The sequence below is a fragment of the Microbacterium sp. T32 genome (assembly GCF_001619615.1).
Classification (GTDB): domain Bacteria; phylum Actinomycetota; class Actinomycetes; order Actinomycetales; family Microbacteriaceae; genus Microbacterium.
In genome coordinates this window covers 93,220-115,582 of record NZ_LQQP01000067.1, presented here as the reverse complement: position 1 = coordinate 115,582, position 22,363 = coordinate 93,220, and the positions used below count along the sequence as shown (strand labels likewise).

Annotated in this window: 21 protein-coding genes and 1 tRNA gene; 9 read left to right on the top strand and 13 right to left on the bottom strand. The window is 69.9% G+C overall.

The genetic code is table 11. The features are described from left to right. Positions 1 to 20: 20 nt before the first annotated feature. A complete protein-coding gene (locus AVW09_RS15915; RefSeq protein ID WP_063258973.1) occupies positions 21 to 896 on the top strand; it encodes a serine hydrolase domain-containing protein in 876 nt (291 codons plus the stop codon). A gap of 29 nt (positions 897 to 925) precedes the next feature. Next, on the top strand, positions 926 to 1,537 hold the full coding sequence (locus AVW09_RS15910; RefSeq protein WP_156496140.1) for a hypothetical protein: 612 nt from the start codon (positions 926 to 928) through the stop codon (positions 1,535 to 1,537). 43 nt (positions 1,538 to 1,580) lie between these two features. Here AVW09_RS15910 and AVW09_RS15905 read toward each other — a convergent pair. Then, a tRNA-Ser gene (locus tag AVW09_RS15905) sits at positions 1,581 to 1,671 on the bottom strand. Positions 1,672 to 1,797: 126 nt separating this feature from the next. On the opposite strand from AVW09_RS15905, the gene AVW09_RS15900 reads away from it, so the two are divergent. Together AVW09_RS15900 and radA are read left to right on the top strand one after the other, a co-directional pair. Then, complete coding sequence (locus AVW09_RS15900) at positions 1,798 to 2,751, top strand: L-lactate dehydrogenase (protein WP_063258971.1); 954 nt, start codon at positions 1,798 to 1,800, stop codon at positions 2,749 to 2,751. Between the two features lie 63 nt (positions 2,752 to 2,814). Next, positions 2,815 to 4,182: a DNA repair protein RadA gene (gene radA, locus AVW09_RS15895; RefSeq protein WP_063258970.1), complete on the top strand. Its 1,368-nt coding sequence runs from the start codon at positions 2,815 to 2,817 to the stop codon at positions 4,180 to 4,182. 350 nt (positions 4,183 to 4,532) lie between these two features. Here radA and AVW09_RS15890 read toward each other — a convergent pair whose 3' ends face one another. The 6 genes from AVW09_RS15890 to AVW09_RS15865 all read right to left on the bottom strand — a co-directional run bounded on the left by AVW09_RS15890 (position 4,533) and on the right by AVW09_RS15865 (position 10,524). Continuing rightward, on the bottom strand, positions 4,533 to 4,943 hold the full coding sequence (locus AVW09_RS15890; RefSeq protein WP_063258969.1) for a hypothetical protein: 411 nt from the start codon (positions 4,941 to 4,943) through the stop codon (positions 4,533 to 4,535). 555 nt (positions 4,944 to 5,498) lie between these two features. Further along, on the bottom strand, positions 5,499 to 6,215 hold the full coding sequence (locus AVW09_RS15885; protein ID WP_063258968.1) for a FadR/GntR family transcriptional regulator: 717 nt from the start codon (positions 6,213 to 6,215) through the stop codon (positions 5,499 to 5,501). A 24-nt stretch (positions 6,216 to 6,239) separates the two neighbouring features. Continuing rightward, the gene (locus AVW09_RS15880) at positions 6,240 to 7,019 is read right to left on the bottom strand and encodes a 3-oxoacyl-ACP reductase (RefSeq protein ID WP_063258967.1); all 780 of its coding nucleotides are present in this window, start codon (positions 7,017 to 7,019) and stop codon (positions 6,240 to 6,242) included. Positions 7,020 to 7,062: 43 nt separating this feature from the next. Beyond that, positions 7,063 to 8,418: an aldehyde dehydrogenase family protein gene (locus tag AVW09_RS15875; RefSeq protein ID WP_063258966.1), complete on the bottom strand. Its 1,356-nt coding sequence runs from the start codon at positions 8,416 to 8,418 to the stop codon at positions 7,063 to 7,065. Then, positions 8,415 to 9,188: a gamma-glutamyl-gamma-aminobutyrate hydrolase family protein gene (locus tag AVW09_RS15870; RefSeq protein ID WP_063258965.1), complete on the bottom strand. Its 774-nt coding sequence runs from the start codon at positions 9,186 to 9,188 to the stop codon at positions 8,415 to 8,417. Before AVW09_RS15870 ends, AVW09_RS15875 begins: the two co-directional genes overlap by 4 nt. Continuing rightward, complete coding sequence (locus tag AVW09_RS15865; protein WP_063258964.1) at positions 9,169 to 10,524, bottom strand: glutamine synthetase family protein; 1,356 nt, start codon at positions 10,522 to 10,524, stop codon at positions 9,169 to 9,171. Before AVW09_RS15865 ends, AVW09_RS15870 begins: the two co-directional genes overlap by 20 nt. A gap of 147 nt (positions 10,525 to 10,671) precedes the next feature. Between AVW09_RS15865 and AVW09_RS15860 the strand changes: the two genes are divergently transcribed. Further along, positions 10,672 to 12,204 carry an amino acid permease gene (locus AVW09_RS15860; RefSeq protein ID WP_063258963.1) on the top strand — a complete coding sequence of 511 codons (1,533 nt, stop codon included), beginning with the start codon at positions 10,672 to 10,674 and terminating at the stop codon, positions 12,202 to 12,204. 132 nt (positions 12,205 to 12,336) lie between these two features. Here the strand turns inward: AVW09_RS15860 and AVW09_RS15855 are convergent, their stop codons facing one another. From AVW09_RS15855 to AVW09_RS15845, 3 genes are all read right to left on the bottom strand, one after another. Further along, a complete protein-coding gene (locus tag AVW09_RS15855) occupies positions 12,337 to 13,005 on the bottom strand; it encodes a hypothetical protein (protein ID WP_197462671.1) in 669 nt (222 codons plus the stop codon). A 46-nt stretch (positions 13,006 to 13,051) separates the two neighbouring features. Further along, entirely contained in the window at positions 13,052 to 13,561 is a 510-nt protein-coding gene (locus AVW09_RS15850) for an amino-acid N-acetyltransferase (RefSeq protein ID WP_063258962.1), read from the bottom strand. A gap of 110 nt (positions 13,562 to 13,671) precedes the next feature. Then, a complete protein-coding gene (locus AVW09_RS15845; RefSeq protein WP_063258961.1) occupies positions 13,672 to 16,194 on the bottom strand; it encodes an ATP-dependent Clp protease ATP-binding subunit in 2,523 nt (840 codons plus the stop codon). Between the two features lie 191 nt (positions 16,195 to 16,385). Here AVW09_RS15845 and AVW09_RS15840 point away from each other — a divergent pair, with 191 nt between their 5' ends. From AVW09_RS15840 to AVW09_RS15830, 3 genes are read left to right on the top strand one after another with little or no spacing between them, the layout of a single operon-like run. Further along, complete coding sequence (locus tag AVW09_RS15840) at positions 16,386 to 17,012, top strand: hypothetical protein (RefSeq protein ID WP_063258960.1); 627 nt, start codon at positions 16,386 to 16,388, stop codon at positions 17,010 to 17,012. Continuing rightward, positions 17,012 to 17,626, top strand: a complete 615-nt coding sequence (locus AVW09_RS15835) for a hypothetical protein (protein WP_156496139.1) — start codon at positions 17,012 to 17,014, stop codon at positions 17,624 to 17,626. The genes AVW09_RS15840 and AVW09_RS15835 overlap by 1 nt, the downstream gene beginning before the upstream one ends. Beyond that, positions 17,623 to 17,856 (top strand): helix-turn-helix domain-containing protein, encoded by a 234-nt coding sequence (locus AVW09_RS15830; protein WP_063258958.1) that lies wholly within the window; start codon positions 17,623 to 17,625, stop codon positions 17,854 to 17,856. Before AVW09_RS15835 ends, AVW09_RS15830 begins: the two co-directional genes overlap by 4 nt. Before the next feature lie 20 nt (positions 17,857 to 17,876). Here the strand turns inward: AVW09_RS15830 and cls are convergent, their stop codons facing one another. Beyond that, entirely contained in the window at positions 17,877 to 19,340 is a 1,464-nt protein-coding gene (cls, locus tag AVW09_RS15825; protein ID WP_063258991.1) for a cardiolipin synthase, read from the bottom strand. 70 nt (positions 19,341 to 19,410) lie between these two features. Further along, on the bottom strand, positions 19,411 to 19,596 hold the full coding sequence (locus AVW09_RS15820) for a hypothetical protein (protein WP_063258957.1): 186 nt from the start codon (positions 19,594 to 19,596) through the stop codon (positions 19,411 to 19,413). Positions 19,597 to 19,734: 138 nt separating this feature from the next. Between AVW09_RS15820 and AVW09_RS15815 the strand changes: the two genes are divergently transcribed. Continuing rightward, positions 19,735 to 20,886 carry a DUF4192 family protein gene (locus tag AVW09_RS15815; protein ID WP_063258956.1) on the top strand — a complete coding sequence of 384 codons (1,152 nt, stop codon included), beginning with the start codon at positions 19,735 to 19,737 and terminating at the stop codon, positions 20,884 to 20,886. Here the strand turns inward: AVW09_RS15815 and lysS are convergent. Next, complete coding sequence (lysS, locus tag AVW09_RS15810; RefSeq protein WP_063258955.1) at positions 20,837 to 22,354, bottom strand: lysine--tRNA ligase; 1,518 nt, start codon at positions 22,352 to 22,354, stop codon at positions 20,837 to 20,839. The two genes, AVW09_RS15815 and lysS, sit on opposite strands and share 50 nt — an antisense overlap. Between the last annotated feature and the right edge of the window lie 9 nt (positions 22,355 to 22,363).

The following is a 22,363-nucleotide window of genomic DNA, read 5'->3' as shown; positions in this document are numbered from 1 at the left end:
CCGCGAAAGAAGGTCTGCCCGTGGCATCCGCGTCCACCGTGCTCGAACGCATCGTGGCGGCGATCGACGAAGAGTCGCTCGGCGCCTATGGCATCCATGTCCTCCTGGGTGACGACGTCGCCGAACACCGGTGGCGTAGCGACGACCGCGTCAACATCTACTCGGTGTCGAAGGGGGTCAGCGCGCTGGCCGCGGGGATCGCCGCGGACGAGGGCATCCTGACACTCGAGAAGAGCGTCGGCGAGATGCTGCCCGACATGCAGCTCGGTGCGGGCGTCGACGCGGTCACGCTCCGGCACTTCCTCACGATGACGAGCGGCATCGACTTCACGTGGTTCGGACGCGAGCCGGCACCGTGGCCCGACCTCGCGCAGGAGATGCTCCGCCGCCCGACTCGCAGCCCCGGCACGGTTTTCCAGTACTCGGATGCCAGTACCTACGTGGCCATGCGGATGCTCGGCGCTGCCGTCGGCGACGTGCGCGACTGGCTCCTCCCCCGCCTCTTCGACCCGCTCGGCATCGACAACCCGCAGTGGCACCGCTGCCCGCAGGGCTGGATCATCGCCGGCAGCGGCCTCGAGCTCCGCACCGAGGAACTCGCCCGGATCGCCCGCGTGCTGCGCGACGGAGGCCGGTGGCACGGCGAGCGGATCGTGAGCGCGGGGTGGGTGGATGCCATGCACTCCACCGTCGTCGACACCGGCGGCGAGGGCGACTTCGCGCGCTACGGCCTGGCGACGTGGGCGGGTCCCGGGGACGGGTGGCGCCTCGACGGGCTCTACGGCCAGTACGTGTACGTCGCGAACGACCTCGACGCTGCCGTGACGATCACCGCGCACGAGGAGGAGCGGTCGCACCGGCTCGTGGAGATCGCGGCGGAGGCGCTGCGGGGGTAGGCGTCGCGGCTCCCACTAGAGTCGGGCTCGTGGACTCCCCTGCGCCATCTCCGCACGCGGAGTACGACCGCTGGATCGCGCGGCGCGAGCGCTGGGGCGCCTGGGTGCGACGCTTCGGCCAGATCGCGTTCTATGTGTTCGGCGGCATCATGACGATCGCCTTCGCCGCACTCCTCTTGGTCAGCGTGATCGACGCGGGACAACCGCGGATCTGGGGCACCTTCACTCAGACGGGCTGCGAAGAGACAGGTCTGCGGGGCTGTCGGCCGTACGGGACGTGGGTCAGCGACGACCGCACCATCGTCCTCCACGACGTCGACTTGGACGGGTGGACCGACGACTTCGGCATGGCCCGCGCCAGCTACCAGCCCACCGCGCTGCTCGGCCACGACATGGTCCATGTGCCCTTCCTGTCCGGCATTGGGCCGTGGCTGCTCGGCGGCATCCTCATCTGGTGGGTGGGCTACATCCTCTACAAGGCCGCAAGCTTCGGAGACATCCCCGTCCCCCGGAGATGGCTCGGCGTCCGCGGCCGGTCCTCACGGCGGCAGGGCGCACTCGGCATCCGGGGATCCTTCCGGCGGCAGTACCGGCAGTCGCTCGAGCGCGGGACGTCGTCAGCCGACGGCGAGGCGCCATGACGCAGATCAGCCCCGCTCGAAAGCGGGGCTGATCTGGCGAAAATGGCGGTGACGGTGGGATTTGAACCCACGGTAGGGGGTTACCCTACACAACTTTTCGAGAGTTGCACCTTCGGCCGCTCGGACACGTCACCGCCGGCCAGCTTACGACACTCGGCGGGATGCCGCGAATCCGCGCGGCGCCGAGGGCTCGGCATCCACTTCTCCACCGTCGAGAAACTGCCCTGGCACCGGTCCCACACCGGTGCCAGGATCGAGCCATGAGCGTGATCGAGAACTCCAAACTGACCGTCGTCGGCGCGGGGAGCGTGGGGGCCAGCGTCGCGTACGCCTCCCTGATCCGCGGGTCGGCGCGGCACGTCGCCCTCTACGACATCGCCGAGGCGAAGGTCGAAGCCGAGGTGCTCGACCTGGCCCACGGCACGCAGTTCACCGGGTCGAGCGACATCACCGGCGGCAGCGACGTGTCGGTCGCCGAGGGGTCGCACGTCGTGGTGATCACGGCCGGGGCGAAGCAGAATCCCGGCCAGACGCGCACCGAGCTGGCCGCGACGAACGCCGGGATCATCCAGCGCATGATGCCCGAGCTGCTCGAGGTCGCGCCGAACGCGATCTACGTCATCGTCACCAACCCGTGCGACGTGCTCACGGTGCTCGCGCAGCAGGCCACGGGCCTGCCCACGCAGCGCATCTTCGCCTCCGGCACCGTCCTCGACACCTCGCGCCTGCGCTGGAAGATCGCGCAGCGCGCCGGGGTCGCGACCTCGAGCGTGCACGCGTGGATCGTCGGTGAGCACGGCGACACCGAGTTCCCGCTGTGGTCGACGGCGACGATCGGCACGGTCCGGATCACCGAGTACGACCTCCCCGACGGCACCCGTTTCGACGAAGCCGAATTGGATGCCATCGCCGTCGACGTCCGCGATGCGGCGTACAAGGTCATCCGCGGCAAGGGCGCGACGAACTACGCGATCGGTCTGTCGAGCGCGCGCATCGTCGAGGCGATCCTGCGCGACGAGCACGCGATCCTGCCGGTGAGCACCGTGCTGGAGGACTTCCACGGGATCTCCGGCATGGCGCTGTCGGTGCCGTCGGTCGTGAGCTCCGCCGGGGCCGTGCCCCTCGCCGGGACGCCGTTCTCCGACCGCGAGCTGACGCTGCTGCGGCGCTCGGCCGACGCCCTGACGACCGTGGCGGATTCGCTGCGCGACTGAGCCGGGCGGATGCCATTCACACGGCGCGCGGGCGATGTCGGAGGGTCCGCGTAGCCTGGGCGCATGGCATCCCGTCGTCCCTCTCCCACCGCCGCTCCCTACCGGTGCACCGAGTGCGGGTGGACGACGCTGAAGTGGGTCGGCCGGTGCGGCGAGTGCCAGTCGTGGGGCACGGTCGTCGAGGCCGCGGAGCAGATGGGCATCACGCGGTCCGTCACTCCGGTCGCCCCCGGCGCGGCGCGCGCGGCCCGGCGCATCACCGAGATCGACACGCAGGACGCCCCGCGGCGCACGAGCGGCGTCGGCGAGTTCGACCGGGTGCTCGGCGGCGGGATCGTGCCCGGCGCCGCCATCCTGCTGAGCGGTGAACCCGGCGTCGGCAAGTCCACGCTGCTGCTCGAGGTCGCGGCGCAGAGCGCTCGCGCCGGCCGCCGCGTGCTGTACGCGAGCGGCGAGGAGTCCGCGGCGCAGGTCCGGCTCCGCGCGGAGCGCACCGGCGCGCTGCACGACGAGCTGTTCCTCGCGTCCGAGACCGACCTGGCCACGATCCTCGGCCACATCGACCAGGTCGAGCCCGAGCTGCTCATCGTCGACTCGGTGCAGACCGTGTCGTCCGCGCTCAGCGACGGGGCGGCCGGTCAGCCCGCACAGGTGCGGGAGGTGGCATCCACGCTCATCCGCATCGCGAAGGAACGCGGGCTCCCCGTCGTGATCGTGGGCCACGTGACCAAGGACGGCACGATCGCGGGACCGCGCGTGCTCGAGCACCTGGTCGACGTCGTCTGCCACTTCGAGGGCGACCGGCAGACGTCGCTGCGGTTCGTCCGCGCGCTCAAGAACCGCTTCGGCCCGACCGACGAGGTCGGCTGCTTCGACATGACCGGCAGCGGCATCGCCGAGGTCAGCGACCCGAGCGCGCTGTTCCTCGGCCACGGCGATCCCGAGCCCGGCACGTGCGTCACGATCGCGATGGAGGGCCGGCGCGCGCTCCCCGTCGAGATCCAGGCACTGGCCGTCAAGCAGACCGCCCCCAACCCGCGGCGCATCGTGAACGGCGTCGACTCGTCGCGCGTGGCGATGGTGCTCGCCGTGCTCGAGAGCCGGATGGGCGTCTCCCTCTCCGACAAAGACGTGTACGTCTCGACGGTCGGCGGGGTGCGCCTGGTCGAGCCGGCGGCCGACCTCGCGATCGCGATCGCCGTGGCCAACGCGGTGCAGAACCGCAAGGTCTCGAAACGCCTCGCGGCGATCGGCGAGTTGACGCTGACCGGCGAGATCCGCAACGTCACGCAGGCGGCGCAGCGCGCGTCCGAGGCCGCGCGGCTCGGGTATCACACGGTGCTCGACTCGTCGTCGCGCAAGCTCGCGCAAGCACTGAACGAGCTGAAGGTGCGCGGGATGCCACGCGACGAGGTCGCGCCCGAGTTCTGAGTCTGAAGCCGGCCGATGCGCCCGATCAGCGCCCGGGCGGGGCGGAACGGCGGCGGCGGTGCGGCGACGTGAATCCGAGAACTGCGGGGATCACGAGTCCGGCGGCGCACACGGCGCCGGCGATCAGGTACTCCATGCCTCGAGTCTTACACGGGCTCCTCACCCGCGCGACCCAGGTACTTCACCCGCAGAGTGTCACGGGGACGCGGCGCTCGGTTCCCGGCATCCATCTCTCCGGCGCAGCCGTGGGGCGCACAACTCCTGCAGATCGGGTCGGGCCCGCGGAAGCCGCCGTCCGGAAGCCGGAACGGCAGGAGTTGTGCCGCCCGATGCCCCGTCGCTCGGGAAGGTCAGGCGTCGAGGGCGGCGAGCAGGTCGGCGGGGCTGGCCTGAATCGGGTGCGGACCCGCGATGTCGATGAACACCGTCGTGATCTCGTCGCGGTGGCGGTCGAGGAACGCTCGCAGCCACTGCGGCGACTGCAGCGCAACGTGCGGCGGGAGCGTCTCGGGCTTGTGCGCGGCGTCGCTGAACAGCAGCAGCGCGATCTGCCCGGTGTTCGGGTCGCGGTAGGTCCACACCTCGCCGACATCGAGCGGGTTGTCGGCATCGCCCGCGCGCATGAGCGGCACGACCGTGGGCCCGTGTCGCAGCGCGAACGCGATCGCGGCCATGTCCTGGGTCTGCAGGGCGTCGGTCAGGGCGGTGTTCTTGAACTCCACGTCGGGCTTCTTCCCCTTGCGCTTCTTGCCACCGGCCATCCTCCGAGCCTATCCGCGACGCCCCGGCCGCGTCGCGTCAGCGCCCATCAGCCGCGCGCCGTGCCCGCGTGCCCCCGCGCCCGCGTGCCCAGCGGAGGACATACGGCGAGCGGAGGACCAAAACCCCCGCGGGCGCCCTCCCTCCGCCGCATCTCCTCCCGCCGTCACCGCGGCAGCCCCGACCGCCGAAGCCGCGAAGCCCAGCCCCCTGCCAGGCGGAGGAGATTCCGCGAGCGGAGGACCAAAACCCCCGCGGGCGCCCTCCCTCCGCCCCATCTCCTCCCCTCGTCACCGAGCGAGCTACCGCCCCGCTGCCGTCTGAACCCGGCACGCGTGACCACGGGAGGAGAGTCCGGGAGCGGAGGACCAAAACCCCCGCGGGCATCCTCCCTCCGCCACATCCCCTCCCGCCGTCACCGCGAGAGCTCCCGCCGCAACCCACGAACGGCGCAGCAGCGCATCGCTGCCGCCCGACCCGGCCCCGCGCTTCCGCCAGGAGTCGGCGCAGGCGCAGGCGCAACAGCACCCCGCTGCCGCCGACCCAGCCCCCGCGCTCTACGCCAGGAACCCGCGCAGCAGCGCCTCACTGCCGCCGAGGTGGTCGCGCATCGCCGCGTGGGCGGCATCCGGTCTCCCGGCGAGGATCGCCGACACGATCGCGGCGTGCTGCGCCGTCGAGTGGTCGATGTTGCGCGGCAGCAGGGGGAACGTGTCGAGCCATGCGTTGACGCGCGCCCGGTTGTCGGCGACGAGCGGAACGAGCGAGGGGATGCCGGCCAGTTCCGCGATCGTCAAGTGCAGGAGCGTGTCGAGCCGGCGGTAGTCGTCGCTCCCCGCGACCGCGGCTGCTTCGTGCCGAGCCCACAGCACGTCGCGTTCCTCGGGCGCGAGAGTGCGGCCCGCCGCGGCCCACGCGGCCCCGGGCTCGAGCACGCCGCGCAACGCGATGACGTCGTCGAGCTCGGCGGCCGAGACCTCCGCCGGACCCGCGGGCCGCGGGACGGGGTCCACCACGAACGTGCCGCCGTAGCGACCGCGGCGGGTCTCGAGCCAGCCGGCATCCGAGAGCTCCCGGATCGCCTCGCGCACCGTGTCGCGGCTGACGCCGTACAGCGCGGCGAGCTCGCGCTCCGCGGGCAGCGACTCCCCCGGCGCGACGAGCCCGAGTCGCACGGTCTGGACGATGCGCGCCGTGGTGTCCTCGAGCGCATTGCCGCTGCGGACGGGCCGGTACACGGCCCGCCGCAGGTCGTCGAGGGGCGCGGCGCTCATGCCGTCAGCCTGTCATGCCCCAGGTCACAGGGGCGTCACGTAGGCGTTGGTGATACCGCCGTCCACGACGAAGGCGGTGGCGGTGATGAAGGACGCATCGTCGGATGCCAGGAACGCCACGGCCGCGGCCATCTCCTCAGGTTCCGCGAACCGGCCCATCGGCACGTGCACGAGCCGGCGCTGCGCGCGCTCGGGGTCCTTCGCGAAAAGTTCCTGCAGGAGCGGTGTGTTCACCGGTCCGGGGCACAGCGCGTTCACGCGGATTCCCTGCCGCGCGAACTGCACGCCGAGCTCGCGGGTCATCGCGAGCACGCCGCCCTTGGACGCGGTGTACGAGATCTGCGAGGTCGCCGACCCGAGCAGTGCGACGAACGACGCGGTGTTGATGATCGACCCGCGTCCCGCGGGGACCATGTGCCGCAGCGCCGCGCGCGAGCAGAGGTACACGCTCTTGAGGTTCACGTCCTGCACGCGGTCCCACGCGGGTAGCTCGGTCGTCTCGATCGAGTCGTCGTCGGCGGGCGAGATGCCGGCGTTGTTGAACGCTATGTCGACGCTGCCGAGCTCCGTCGCGACGCCGTCGAAGAGGGCGTCGACGGATGCCTCGTCCGCGACGTTGACCTGACGGAAGACGCCGTCGACCTCGGCGGCCGCCGCCGTGCCGGTGGTCTCGTCGAGGTCGGCGATCACGACGCGCGCGCCCTCCGCGGCGAAGCGGCGCGCGGTGGCGAGGCCGATGCCCGACGCGCCGCCGGTGACGATGGCGACGCGGTCGCGCAGCCGCTGGGTGAGGTCGATGGTCATGTGCTGTGGTTCCTTACGCGTGGGGATGGGGTGGAAGAGGGGGTCACTCGGTGGCGTAGAAGACGTTCTTCGTCTCGGTGAAGTGCTCGGCGGCATCCGGTCCCAGCTCCCGGCCGAGGCCCGAGGCCTTCATGCCGCCGAAGGGCGTGGCGTACCGCACCGACGAGTGCGAGTTCACCGACAGCACGCCGCTGCGCACCCCGCGCGAGACCCGGATGCCACGACCGAGGTTCTCGGTCCAGATCGAGCCCGCGAGGCCGTACGCGGTGTCGTTCGCCAGGCGGATGGCATCCGCTTCGTCCTCGAACGGGAGCACGGCGAGCACCGGACCGAACACCTCCTCGCGCGCGATGCGGTCACCGGGCTGCGCGAGCACGACCGCGGGCGCGAACCAGAATCCGTCGCCCTCCGGTGCCGAGCCGCGGAAGGCGACGTCCGCCCCCTCGAGGAAGCCCGCGACGGTCGAGCGATGGGATGCCGAGATCAGCGGCCCCATCTGGGTGTCCTCGTCATACGGGTCGCCGACGCGCCACGCGGCGACGGCGGGTTCTAGCAGCTCGAGGAACCGGTCGTAGACGCTGCGCTCGACGAGGAGTCGGCTGCGCGCGCAGCAGTCCTGGCCGGCGTTGTCGAAGACGGAGCCCGGGACCCCGGCCGCGGCCTTCTCGAGGTCGGCATCCGCGAAGACGATGTTGGCGCTCTTGCCGCCGAGTTCGAGTGTGACGGGCTTGAGCAGCCGCGCGCACCCGGCGGCCACCTCGGTGCCGACCTCGGTCGACCCGGTGAAGACGACCTTGTGCACGTCGGGATGCGAGACGAAGCGCTGGCCCACGACCGCACCCGAACCGACGATCACCCGGAACAACCCCTCCGGCAGCCCGGCCTCCAGCGCCAGCTCACCGAGCCGCACGGCGGTGAGCGGCGTCAGCTCGGCGGGCTTCAGCACGACGGCGTTGCCCGCGGCAAGCGCGGGGGCGAAGCCCCACGCGGCGATCGTCATGGGGAAGTTCCACGGCACGATGATCCCGACGACGCCGTAGGGCTCGTGATACGTCACGTCGAGGCCGCCGGCGACGGGGATCTGCTGCCCGATCAGGCGTTCCGGCGATCCGGCGTAGTAGTTGAGCACCTGCGCGACGTGCTGCGCCTCCCACCGAGCCGAGCCGATCGGGTGCCCCGAGTTGCGCACCTCAAGCGCCGCGAGCTCCTCGACGTGCGCCTCGACGACCCGCGCGAACGACCGCAGCGCGTCGGCGCGGGCGACGGGCGGGAGCGCGGCCCACGCGCGCTGCGCGCGGACGGCGTCGGCGACGGCGGCATCCACCTCGGCGACCTCGGCGCGATCGAGCGTCGTGATCGGCGTGCCGGTCGAGGGGTCGGTGACGGTGAAGGTGCTCATGCGGGAACTTCCTGGTGCGTGGAACGATCGGCCCGGTACCGCGCGGCCGCGGCGACGAGCCCGAGGAACAGACGCCGGTCCTCGGCGTTCTCCTCGGGGTGCCACTGCACGGCCACGAGGTAGTCGTCGCCCGGGGTCTCGATAGCCTGCACGAGCCCGTCGTCGGTCCGCGCGGTGACCCGCAAGCCCTCCCCGACCCGGTCGATGCCCTGGTGGTGGTAGCTGTGGACGGTGAGCGCTCCGGCCCCGACGAGACCGGCCAGCCGGGTTCCGGCATCCACTTCGACGACGTTCTCGGCGAAGACGCCTCCCCCGATCTTGTAGCGCTCGGTGCGGAGGGCCTCGGGCAGGTGCTGGTGCAACGTGCCGCCGAGGGCGACGTTGATGAGCTGCAGTCCGCGGCAGATGCCGAAGACCGGGATGCCACGCTCCCGCGCCCCGGCGAGGAGCGCGAGCTCCCACGCGTCGCGGTCGGCGCGCGGCGGGTCGGTGAGCGGGTGGCGCTCGGCGCCGTACAGCTCGGGCTGCACATCGAGGCCGCCGGTGAGGATCAGCCCGTCGAGGCCGTCGAGCACCGCGGCGGCGGCCTGCTCGGGTCGGGGCTGCGGCGGCAGCAGCACGGCAGTGGCCCCCGAGGCGGTCACGGCGTCGAAGTACTGCTGCGGCAGGAACGACGCGCGCACGTCCCACACGCCCTGCGTGGCGCGTTCGAGGTAGGTCGTGAGACCCACCACGGGGGTCCGGGCCGGATCAGAGACGCTCGAAACCACGCACGCGCTCCCAGTCGGTCACGGCGGCGTCGAAGGCTTCCACCTCGATGCGCGCCTGGTTCAGGTAGTGCTCGACGACGTCGTCGCCGAAGGCGGCGCGCGCCACGGTCGACTCCGAGAACAGCGTCGCGGCTTCGCGGAGCGTCGTCGGCAGCGTGTCGACGCCGGCGGCGTACGCGTTGCCGGTGAGCGGCGCGGGCAGCGGCAGCTCGTTCTCGATGCCGTGCAGGCCGCCCGCGATGATCGCCGAGATGGCGAGGTACGGGTTCACGTCGCCACCCGGCACGCGGTTCTCGACGCGCAGCGATCCGCCGTGGCCGACGACGCGGAGTGCGCAGGTGCGGTTGTCGATGCCCCACGCGACGCCCGTGGGCGCGAACGAGCCCTTGGCGTACCGCTTGTACGAGTTGATGGTGGGGGCGTAGAGCAGCGTGAATTCGCGGAGGGTGGCCAGGATGCCGGCGATCCAGTGCTCCATGAGAGGGCTGAAGCCGTGCTCCCCGTCGCCGGCCATGACGGCCTCGCCGTTCTCGCCGCGCACCGACAGGTGGATGTGGCAGCTGTTCCCCTCGCGCTGGTCGAACTTGGCCATGAAGGTCAGCGACTTGCCGTGCCGGTCGGCGATCTCCTTCGCACCGTTCTTGTAGATCGTGTGGTTGTCGGCCGTCTCGAGCGCTTCGGCGTAGCGGAACGCGATCTCCTGCTGACCGTCGTTGCACTCGCCCTTGACGCCCTCGCAGTACATCCCCGCGCCGTCCATGCCGCGGCGGATGTCGCGCAGCAGCGGCTCGAGCCGCGTGGTGGCGAGGAGGTTGTAGTCGACGTTGTAGTCGGTCGAGGCCGTGAGCCCGGTGTAGCCCTTGGCCCAGGCATCCCGGAAGGAGTCGTCGAAGACGATGAACTCCAGCTCCGTCCCGACGTACGGGGTGAGCCCGCGCTCCGCGAGCCGGGCGCGTTGGGCGTTCAGGATGCCACGCGGCGACTGCACCACCGGCGCGCGGTCCTCCCACGCAAGGTCGGCCATGACGAGCGCCGTCCCCTCCTGCCACGGGACGCGGCGCAGCGTGTCGAGGTCGGGCACGAGCAGCATGTCGCCGTAGCCCTTCTCCCAGCTCGACATCGCGTAGCCGTCGACGGTGTTCATGTCGACGTCGACCGAGAGGAGGTAGTTGCACGCCTCGGCTCCGTGCGGAAGCACCTCGTCGCGCCAGAATCGCGCGGCGACGCGCTTTCCGACCAGCCGCCCCTGCGCGTCCGGGAAGGCGACGACGACGGTGTCGATCTCGCCCGAGTCGATCGCGGCATCCAATTCCGCGGTGGTGAGATTGCCCGCCATGGTCTCCCTCTCGCCTGCTCGACGCCTCATCTACCGGAGGCCGTAACGAGGAACTTACACGCCAAAGGTAGACAGGTCGACCAATAGAACGCCATGATTTCCCGCAAAGGCGCTCCCGAAGCCTGTCCGCATCTATCAGGAGGCTCCATGTCCACCTCGAGCAGTTCACAGAAAAAGGTCGCCGGGGCCACCTATACCGCGACCGACTCCTCCTACTTCGAGAAACGCACCCTGAAACGCTCCGCCGGCGTCTGGGGCCTGTGGGGCCTCGCCGTCGCCGCGGTCATCTCCGGCGACTTCTCCGGCTGGAACTTCGGCATCGGCTTCGCCGGGTTCGGCGGCATGCTGATCGCGTTCGTCGTGCTGGTGATCATGTACTACGGCCTGACGTTCTCGATCGGCGAGATGGCCGCCGCGATGCCGCACACGGGCGGGGCGTACTCGTTCGCGCGCTCCGCGATGGGACCGTGGGGCGGTCTGGCCACCGGCCTCGCCGAAACCATCGAGTACGTCGCGACGACCGCCGTCGTCGTCTACTTCTCGGGGCAGTACGCCGACTCCGCGCTCGAGCTGCTCACCGGCGTCAGCCTGCCGGCGTTCGTCTGGTGGATCATCCTCTACGCCGTGTTCATCGCCCTCAATGCCGCGGGGGCGAACATCTCGTTCGTTTTCGCGATCGTCGTCTCGGTGATCTCGATCGGCATCATCGTGGTCTTCGGGATCATGTCCCTGGCCACCGGCACCTTCGACTGGGGCTCGCTGTGGGACATCGCGCCCGATGAGGGGCAGTCCGCGTTCCTCCCTTACGGCGTCGGATCGATCCTCCTCGCCCTCCCCTTCGCGATGTGGTTCTTCCTCGGCATCGAAGAGCTCCCGCTCGCCGCGGAGGAGTCGCACAACCCGGCCCGCGACATTCCCCGCGCGGGACTCTGGGCCCGGGGCACGCTCATCATCACGGGCCTCATCGTGCTGTTCCTCAACACCGGGGTCCTCGGTGCCGACGCCACCGGCAGCTCGCTCGAGCCGCTGCTCGACGGGTTCCGCGCGATGGTCGGCGACCAGGCCGCGGCGCTGCTGTCGCTCCTCGCGCTCATCGGCCTGCTCGCGTCGCTGATGGGGATCATGTTCGCCTACGGCCGCAACATGTACTCGCTGTCGCGCGCCGGGTACTACCCGCGCTGGCTGTCGCTCACCGGTGCTCGCAAGACCCCGTGGGTCGCGCTCGTCTTCGGGGCCGTGGTCGGGTTCGTCGCCCTCGTCGTCGTGCAGGCGGCGGGTGGGGATGCCAGCCCCGCCGGCGCGATCGTGCTGAACATCGCCGTGTGGGGCGCGGTGGTGGCGTACTTCCTGCAGATGGTGTCGTTCATCGTGCTGCGACGGAAGTTCCCGAACGCGGTCCGGCCCTACAAGAGCCCGTGGGGACTGTTCGGCGCCTACTCGGCAGCGATCATCGCCGCGATCGTCTTCTTCGGTCTGCTGCTGAACCCCGCGTACCTGCCCGCGATCGTCGCGATCATCGTGGTCTACGCGATCATCTTCATCGGCTTCGCGATCTACGGCCGCCACCGCCTCGTGCTCTCCCCCGAGGAGGAGTACGCCCTGTCCGGCGGCCTGCACCGCGACCCGCAGGAAGAGGGCTACGACGCGATGGAGGGCGAGGTCTTCGGCGAGAAGCGCTGACGACAGTGGGGCGGATGCCACTGGCATCCGCCCCTCTTCGCCTGGTGCCGTCCCAGTTTGGGTGTCCAAGACACGCGGACGCGTCGGCGCGCGATCCGCGTGTCCTGGACACTGAAGCGCGAGCGACCCGTATCAGCGCAGGATGAACGCGGCCGTTCCGGCGGACGGGATGCCACCGATCGAGACGCTCAGGTGGTACGTCGCGCCGCCGCCGGGGGCGAACGGCCGCTCGCCCTGGCACGAGCTCACCGACGAGCGCGTGCGGTCCCACGTGAGGGGAGCCGCGCTCGTGACCTGCTGGCCGGCGGCGAGGGTCACGACCATGTCGCTGGGCTCGGACTGGCAGTCGGTCGACCGCCACCACACGTCGGAGCCGCTGGTCACCGTGAAGGACTGCGCGCTCGTGCCCACGTTCATCGTGCACGGGTTCGCCGAGGTGTTGGTGAGGCGGATCGACAGCTGCGGGTTCTCGCCCTGCCCGTACTCCGTCTTGTCGGTGAGCGCTTCGACCTTGATGTCCGCGGCGGCGCATTCCGCGGGACCCGCGGGCACGCTCGGGCTGGGGCTCGCCGAGGGCGTCGGCGACTCGGCGGGTGCGGAGGGCGAGGCGGGCGCCGACGGCGCGGGCGCGGCGGAGCTCGCCACGGGCGCGGGGTCGGCGGTCGGCGCGGAGCGCCACGGCGGCGCGGCGACGAGCCACACGACGAGGCCGATCACGAGCAGCGCGAGAAGCACGGCGGCGAGACGGCGTCGACGGTAGACCGCCGGGGATTGCCGCCGCCTGCGGGGGGCATCGGTCATCGTTCCAGCGTAGGCCGCGCGGCTGAGCGGCCACGCCACGCCGCGCTCAGAGCTGCTTGAGCATCCGGGTGTTGCCGAGCGTGTTCGGCTTCACGTGCGCGAGGTCGAGGAACTCCGCGACACCCTCGTCGGGGCTGCGGACCAGCTGCGAATACACGTCGGGGTCGACGACCTGCTCGCCGATGGGCGCGAAGCCGCGTCGCGTGAAGAAATCCACCTCGAAGGTGAGGCAGAACAGCCGCGAGACGCCGAGCGCCCGCGCGTTCTCCTCGAGCACCTCGACGATACGGCGACCGACCCCGTGGTGCAGCCACTCGTCATGGACGATCAGCGTCCGGATCTCGCCCAGGTCCTCCCACATGACGTGCAGCGCGCCGCAGCCGATGACCTCGCCGTCAGCCTCGGCCACGACGAACTGCTGCACCGAGCCGTACAGCACCACGAGGTCCTTGCCGAGCAGGATCCTCTTCTGCACGAACGGCTCGAGCAGCTCGTGGATGCGTCGGACGTCGCGGGTCCCGGCGGGGCGGACGACGAACGGCGCGGCGGTGGTCATCGTCCCAGCGTACGACGAGCCGGGCGCTCCCCCGGCATGCCGTGATCTTCGCGGCGGGGACGACGAAGGGCCTGGATGCCATGGCATCCAGGCCCTGTCGTGTCGTCGGGTCAGCCGGCGAGCGTGTCGGGCGTCGCGGCGATCTCGCCGGCCGTGCCCACACCGATCGCGACCTTGTCGCCGCGAGGTCCGCTCTCGAACGTGAACTGCCCGTTCTCGACGCCGACCTTGACGTGGTCGCCGGACTCGAGCTCGCCGTGCAGGATCTTCTCGCTCAGGCGGTCCTCGACCTCGCGCTGCATGGCGCGGCGCAGGGGCCGCGCGCCGAGGGTCGGATCGAAGCCGATCTCGATGAGCTTGTCCTTCGCGTCGTCCGACAGCTCCACCGTCATGTCGCGGTCGAGCAGCCGGTCGGCGAGGCGCTTCACGAACAGCCCGACGATCTGACGGAGCTCGTCCTTGTTCAGCTGCGGGAACACGATGACGTCGTCGACGCGGTTGAGGAACTCGGGCTTGAAGTGGCGCTTGAGCTCTTCGTCGACCTTGCCCTTCATCCGCTCGTACGAGGTCTGCGCGCTGCCCTCGATCTGGAAGCCGACCGGACCACCGGCGATCGCCGACGAACCGAGGTTCGTCGTCATGATGATGACGGTGTTCTTGAAGTCGACGACGCGGCCCTGACCGTCGGTCAGACGACCCTCTTCGAGGATCTGCAGCAGCGAGTTGAAGATGTCGGGGTGGGCCTTCTCGATCTCGTCGAAGAGCACGACCGAGAACGGCTTGCGGCGCACCTTCTCGGTGAGCTGGCCGCCCTCTTCGAACCCGACGAACCCGGGAGGGGCACCGAACAGACGCGAGACCGTGTGCTTCTCACCGAACTCCGACATGTCGAGGGAGATCAGGGCGCCCTCGTCGTCGAAGAGGAACTCGGCGAGCGCCTTGGCCAGCTCGGTCTTTCCGACACCGGTGGGGCCGGCGAAGATGAACGAGCCGCTCGGACGCTTCGGGTCCTTGAGTCCGGCGCGCTGACGACGGATCGTCCGCGACAGGGCCGCGATCGCCTCTTCCTGGCCGATGACCCGCTGGTGCAGGGCCTTCTCCATGAACATGAGGCGGCTGGACTCCTCCTCGGTGAGCTTGAACACCGGGATGCCGGTCGCCTGGGCGAGCACCTCGGCGATCAGGCCCTCGTCGACCACCGCGTGGGAGGCGACGTCGCCGGAGCGCCACTGCTTCTCGAGGCGCAGACGCTCGGCGAGCAGGGACTTCTCCTCATCGCGGAGGGCTGCGGCCTTCTCGAAGTCCTGCTCCTCGGAGGCGAACTCCTTCTGCTCGCGGACCTTGGCGATCTTCTCGTCGAACTCGCGCAGCTCCGGCGGCGACGACAGGATCGACAGGCGCAGGCGCGCGCCGGCCTCGTCGATCAGGTCGATCGCCTTGTCCGGCAGGAACCGGTCGCTGATGTAGCGGTCGGCGAGGTTCGCCGCGGCGACGATCGCGCCGTCGGTGATCTGCACCTTGTGGTGCGCCTCGTAGCGGTCGCGCAGCCCCTTCAGGATGTTGATCGCGTGGGGCAGGCTCGGCTCGGCGACCTGGATCGGCTGGAAGCGGCGCTCGAGCGCGGCATCCTTCTCGAAGTGCTTGCGGTACTCGTCGAGCGTGGTGGCACCGATCGTCTGGAGCTCACCGCGGGCAAGGAGGGGCTTGAGGATGGATGCCGCGTCGATCGCGCCCTCGGCGGCACCGGCACCCACGAGGGTGTGGATCTCGTCGATGAAGACGATGATGTCGCCGCGCGTGCGGATCTCCTTGGTGACCTTCTTCAGGCGCTCCTCGAAGTCACCGCGGTAACGGGAACCGGCGATGAGCGAACCGAGGTCGAGCGAGTAGACCTGCTTGTCCTTCAGCGTCTCGGGGACGTCGCCCTTGACGATGGCCTGCGCGAGACCCTCGACGACGGCCGTCTTTCCGACACCGGGCTCCCCGATGAGGACGGGGTTGTTCTTCGAGCGACGCGAGAGGATCTGCATGACCCGCTCGATCTCCTTCTCGCGCCCGATGACGGGGTCGAGCTTGTTGTCGCGCGCGGCCTGCGTGAGGTTGCGACCGAACTGGTCGAGCACGGCCGACCCGCCCTGGGCGGCGCCCTGGTTCTGCTCGCCGGCGCCGGACGCGACGCCCGCGGGCTCCTTGCCCTGGTAGCCCGAGAGCAGCTGGATGACCTGCTGGCGCACCTTGTTCAGGTCGGCGCCGAGCTTGACGAGCACCTGGGCGGCGACGCCTTCACCCTCGCGGATGAGGCCGAGCAGGATGTGCTCGGTGCCGATGTAGTTGTGGCCCAGCTGCAGCGCTTCGCGCAGCGACAGCTCGAGCACCTTCTTCGCACGCGGCGTGAAGGGGATGTGACCGGTCGGCTGCTGCTGGCCCTGACCGATGATGTCCTGCACCTGCTCGCGCACGGCGTCGAGCGAGATGCCGAGGGACTCGAGCGCCTTGGCGGCGACTCCTTCTCCCTCGTGGATGAGGCCGAGGAGAATGTGCTCGGTCCCGATGTAGTTGTGGTTGAGCATCTTCGCCTCTTCTTGGGCGAGCACAACCACGCGACGGGCACGGTCGGTGAATCTCTCGAACATCCTCAGTCCCTCCAGGAATGGGCTGACAGGCACGCCTCCGCGCGCCGTACATCGAGAGTAACCAGCGGTCGGATGCCACGGACCCGTGTTCGCCGTGGGCATACCCAACGCGACGGCGGGCTTGCGAGAGGCATCGAAAATCGATAACTTATCGACCAACGATAACAACGACTTTCGATAAGGAGTGAGTGATGGCATCCCCCCGTCCGACCTCGCGCATCTTGTCCCGCAGCGACACCGTCGCCTTCCTCTTCTTCATCGTCCTGGGCGTCGGCCTGGCGATCTGGGCTGTCGTGCACAGCGCGGTCCGCATCGCCGGGGCCCTTCCGGGGCGCGATGTCCGCGTCACCGCGCCGTTCCTCGACACCGTCGCCCAGGCGCCGCTCGGACCCGACGGCGCGCCCGTCCCGGTCGAGCTCGGCACCGGCGCCATCATCGCTCCTGAGCTGCCGATCGCCTCGCTGTGGGCGCTCGTGATCGCGGAGGCGCTCTTCGCCGCGGTCGTCGTGACCGTCGTCCTGCTGCTCCTCCTGCTCGTGGCCGACATCCTGCGCGGCCGGATCTTCAGCCGCCGGAACACGACGCTCGTGTCGGCGGCGGGAATCGTCGCCCTCGTCGGTCTCGCCGGCGTCCCGTTCTTCCAGAACATGGTGGCCAACGGCGCACTGGCGCGGATGTCCGACTACACGTACGACCGCGGGCTCGTCCAGGTCATCGACCTGCCGACGCTGTTCGGCGCGGCGTTCCTGGTCGCCCTGGCCAGCACGGTCTTCACCGTCGGCGACCGCCTGCAGCGCGACACGGAAGGGCTCGTGTGATGACCGCTCCGGCCCCCGTCTCACCACGAATGGAGCGCGGCATCCTCGTCCTCTTCGTCGCCGCGAGCGCCGTCATGGGCTCGGTGCTCGCTCTCCCCGCCGTGCGCAGCGCGATCGGCATCGCCACCGGCGACGGGGGGTTCCGTCTGCTCACCGACGCCGCCGTCCTCACCGCACCCACGGGCACCGGCGCGCAGACGGTCTCCGCCCGATACGAATCGGCCTGGGTGGTCGCCGACGGTCTGAGCGCGGGGGCGCGCAGCCTTCTCGCGTCGGGGACCGCTGCGGGAGCGTTGACGACTCTGTTGACCATCGGTGCCGTGATGCTGTTCTTCCTCTTGGTGACGTGGAGACGCCCCTTCCATCGCGCCCTGGTGGTCGCGACGCGCGTTGCCGGGGCCTCGCTGCTGATCGGCGGCATCCTGTCGGCGGGCTTGACCGGGCTCGGACGCATGATGGCCGCCTCCGAACTGAATCCATCGGCGGGGGACGTCTTCGTCATCGGGTCGGCCTTCGAGCCCATCTGGGCACTGGTCGGCCTGGGTGTTCTCACCCTCTCCGTGGTGTTCTCCTACGGGATCCGCCTGCAGCGCGACACGGAAGGACTCGTGTGAGCCCCGCGGTCGACGACGAAGGACCCAGCGGCATCCACTGCCGACTCGATGAGCTGCTCGCCGAACGGGGCATGACGCTGACGCGACTGAGCGAGCTGGTCGGGGTGAGCATCGTGAACCTGTCGGTACTCAAGAACGACCGCGCCCGCGCGATCCGCTACTCCACCCTCGCGGCGATCTGCCACGCTTTGGACTGCGAGGTCGGCGACCTGCTGGTGCTCCAGGGCTAGGCGATGCCGCGATCGTGCGGCTACTGCAGCGCCGAGGTGAGGCGCGCGAGGTTGTCGAGGATCGTCGAACGGAGCGGCTGGCGCCGCCACTCCTCCGCCGTCAATTCACGGCTGAGGGTGCGGTACACGTCTTCGACGCGCTGCATGTCGCGCACGAATTCCTCGCCGCGCACGAGCATCGAGATCTCGAGGTTGAGACCGAACGAGCGCATGTCCATGTTGCTCGAGCCGATCACGGCGACCTCGTCGTCGATGGTCAGGCTCTTGCTGTGCAGGATGAAGGGCTTGCGGTACATCCAGATCTTCACGCCTGCGGTGAGCAGCGCCTCGTAATAGCTGCGCTGGGCGTGGTAGACCATCGCCTGGTCGCCCTCCTCCGAGACGAAGAGCTCGACGTGCACACCGCGCTGGCATGCGGTCGTGATCGCGAGGAGCAGAGCCTCGTCGGGCACGAAGTAGGGACTGACGATGATGATGCGCTCGCGGGCCGCGAAGAGCAGACCCAGAAAGAGCTTCAGGTTGTTCTGGAAGTCGAAGCCGGGGCCCGAGGGGACGATCTGGCAATCGAGGTCGCCGGGACCGGATTCGACGCTGAACAGGTCGATCTCGTCGGTCAGCGTCTCGTCGGTCTCGCTGTACCAGTCGCTGAGGAACACCGCGTTGATGCTGGCGACGACGGGACCCTGGACGCGCACCATGAGGTCGACCCAGTGGAGTCCCCGCCGGATGTTCTTGCGCAGGTTGTACGACGAATCGGTCACGTTCTGCGACCCCATGAACGCGACGTCGCCGTCGATGACCAGGAGCTTGCGGTGGTTGCGCAGGTCGGGACGCTGGTAGCGGCCGCGCAGCGGCTGGACCGGAAGCATCAGATGCCAGTGCGCGCCCATGGCATCCAGCCGACGAAGAGTCTGACGGTAGTAGGGCTTGCCGCGGTTGGCCCAGTGGTCGAGGAGTACGCGAACGACGACGCCGCGTTCGGCGACCTCCTCGAGGGCGCGGAAGAAGTTGTCGGTGGAAGCGTCGGTCTGCAGGATGTAGAACTCGACGTGCACGTAGCGTTTCGCCCGACGGATGGCATCCGCCATCGCGTCCAGGCTCTCCTGGTAGTCGGCGATCAGGGTCGCGGCGTTGTCACCCGCGATGGGCATGGCGCCCAGATTGCGGTTGAGGCGTACGAGCGCCCGGAACCAGTCGGGGGCGTTCGGGCGGAGAGTCCCGAACTCGAGCGACTCGCTCGTGTCGTGGATGTAGCGGTTGATGTCGGCCTGCTTGCGGCGGCGCTTGCGCGGAAGACGCGGGTTTCCGATGAGCAGGAACAGCAGCACCCCGACGTACGGGATGAAGTAGATCGCGAGGAGCCACGCCATCGCCGCGGTGGGCCGGCGGTTGCGCGGGACGATGATGACCGCGGCGATGCGCACGACGAGATCGATCACGAACAGCGCGATGACGAGCCAGCTCGCCTCGAACGTGGTGTCGATCACGGGACCTCCTGGGCGGAATGTCCCCCCAGCGTAGTGACCGGCTCGGACACTCGGAGAACGGCGGCGCTCAGCGCGGAGTGCCGTCGGAGGTGGGGAGTCCGCGCTTCGCGCGTTCCTGCGCCTCGATGCGCGCGTAGGCCTTGCGCTCGGTGCGGTCCATCCGGATCACCGACCGCAGGATGAAGAAGAAGATCACCGACACCGCCAGCGTCGGCAGCAACGGCCACAGCACGGCAGTCCAGACGTCATCCACCCGCCCAGGATACGGCCATCTCCTGTGCATCGGTCGGGAGCGCGACCCCTCCCTCACACCCGGCGGACTTTCCGATCCCTCCCCAGATCGCGGTTCTCCCCGGGCGACCGACCGATCGACCCGGCCAGTCTCGTGGGCATGTCAACGATCGTCCGCGCCGGATCCTCGGCCGAATTCCTCGCCCTCGTCCCCCACCTGCTCGAGTGCACGCCGCACCGGAGTCTCGCCCTCGTCGCGTTCGCCGACGGGCGATCGATCGGAGCACTGCGTGTCGACCTCCCCGACCCGGCGGTCAGCGCCGACGTCGACAGCGTGGCCTCCACCGTCATCGGGATGGCGTGCAAGATCTCGCGAGCGGATGCCATCGCCGCCGTCGTCTACACCGATCGCTCTCTCACGGATGCCCGAGACCTGCCGCACCGGTCCCTCATCGATGCCGTACGGTCGCGCGCCCACATCTGCGGCCTCCGCGTGACGGACGCCCTCGTCGTCGGCGCCGACGGATGGGACAGCTACGTGGCGCCGGCGGACGACGGCCCGCTCCCGCTTGCGGACATCGAGGCACGCGATGACCTGCCCGCGGTGGACGGCGATCAGCTCTCCGCGGTGGCGCTCCCGGAAATCGCACAAGCCTCGGTCGAAACGGTCGCACGCCTCCTGACCGACGCCGAGCTTCTCCTGACGCGTTCGCGCGCCGCAAAGCGACTGTCGGGACGCCACCGCAGCGACGCGATGAAGCTCATCGACGTCCTCGGCGATCCCCCGGCCGTGTTCGAGGCCGCCGTGGCTTCCGACTCACCGCTCGACGTCCCGCAGCTGGCCGCGATGTCGTTCTGCCTCCAGCGGCCCGCGCTCCGAGACGTCGCCCTGATGCAGTGGGTCGGCGACCTCGCGACCGGTGACGCCACGTACCGCGCACAGTTCGCCTTCGCGGAGGGGCGTGCGTTCCCCGCCGACCTCGCACGCCCCATGTGCGGCGAGGGCGCGCGGCCCGAACCGACGCGACTTCTCCGAGCCCTCGAGGCCTGCCGTCAGGTCGCCGCGGCGACCCCGCGCGCGGAGCGTCCCGGACCGCTCGCCGCGTGCGCGTGGCTCGCGTGGGCCGGTGGTCGATCGACGCACGCAGCGGCATATGCCGACCAGGCACTCGCGATCGACGCCGAGCACGGCCTCGCCGGGATCGTGCGCACGCTCGTGGGTCACGGGCGTCTGCCCGAGTGGGTGTTCGAACGCCCGGCGGTTACTTCACCAGCGGGAACAGGATCGTCTCACGGATCCCGAGCCCGGTGATGGCCATCAGCAGGCGGTCGATCCCCATCCCCATGCCGCCGGTGGGCGGCATGCCGTGCTCGAGCGCGCGGAGGAACTCCTCGTCGATGGACATCGCCTCGTCGTCACCTCGGGCCGCGAGCTTCGCCTGCTCGGTGAAACGCTCGCGCTGGATGACCGGGTCCACCAGCTCGGAGTACCCCGTGGCGAGCTCGAAACCGCGCACGTACAGGTCCCACTTCTCCACGACGCCGGCGATCGAGCGGTGCTCACGAACGAGCGGGCTGGTGTCGAGGGGGAAGTCCATGACGAACGTGGGACGGGTCAGTCCGCCCTTGACGAAGTGCTCCCACAGCTCTTCGACCCACTTACCGTGCGTCTCGTGAGCGGGGGCGTCGACTCCCGCCTCGGCACCGAGGGCGCGCAGCTCGTCGAGCGTCGTCTCGGGGGTGATGGCCCGCCCCGCCGCGTCGGAGAGCGAGTCGTACATCGAGATGCGGTCCCAGTCGCCGCCGAGGTCGTACTCGGTGCCGTCGGCCCACGTCACGGTCGTGGAACCCGCAACAGCGACGGCCGCGTCCTGGATGAGGGTCTGCGTGAGGTCCGCGATGCCGTTGTAGTCGGTGTAGGCCTGGTAGGCCTCGAGCATCGCGAATTCGGGGCTGTGGGTCGAGTCCGCTCCCTCGTTGCGGAAGTTGCGGTTGATCTCGAAGACCCGGTCGATACCGCCCACGACCGCACGCTTGAGGAACAGCTCCGGAGCGATGCGCAGATAGAGGTCGGCGTCGAAGGCGTTCGAGTGGGTGATGAACGGGCGGGCGCTGGCACCACCGTGCTGCACCTGCAGCATCGGAGTCTCCACCTCCACGAACGAGCGCTCGGCGAACGTGCGGCGCAGGCTCGCGTTCACCTTGGCACGTGCGAGCACCGTTTCGCGGGCGCGATCCCGAACGATGAGGTCGAGGAAGCGGCTGCGGACGCGGCTCTCCTCACTCAGCTCGGAGTACAGGTTGGGAAGGGGGAGGACGGCCTTCGCGGCGATCTCCCACTGCGAGACCATGATCGACAGCTCGCCGCGCCGGCTCGAGATCACCTCGCCGGCGACGAACACGTGGTCACCGAGGTCGACGAGCTCCTTCCACGCCTGCAGGGAATCCTCGCCCACGTTCGCGAGCGACACCATCGCCTGGATACGGCTGCCATCACCGGACTGCAGCGACGCGAAGCAGAGCTTCCCGGTGTTCCGGCTGAACACGACGCGCCCCGCCACGCCCGCGGTCACACCCGTCTCGGCACCGGCCTCGAGGTCGCCGTATCGTTCGCGCAGTGCGGGGATCGTGTCCGTCACCGGCACGACGACCGGGTACGGTCCACCCGCGGCATCCGCGCGCTCGGCGAGCAGGCGTTCCCGCTTGGCGAGGCGCACCGCCTTCTGCTCGAAGACGTCGTCTTCGGTCGGTTCGGCGTCGTTCGCGGGCGCGTCGGTCATCGTGAAGGC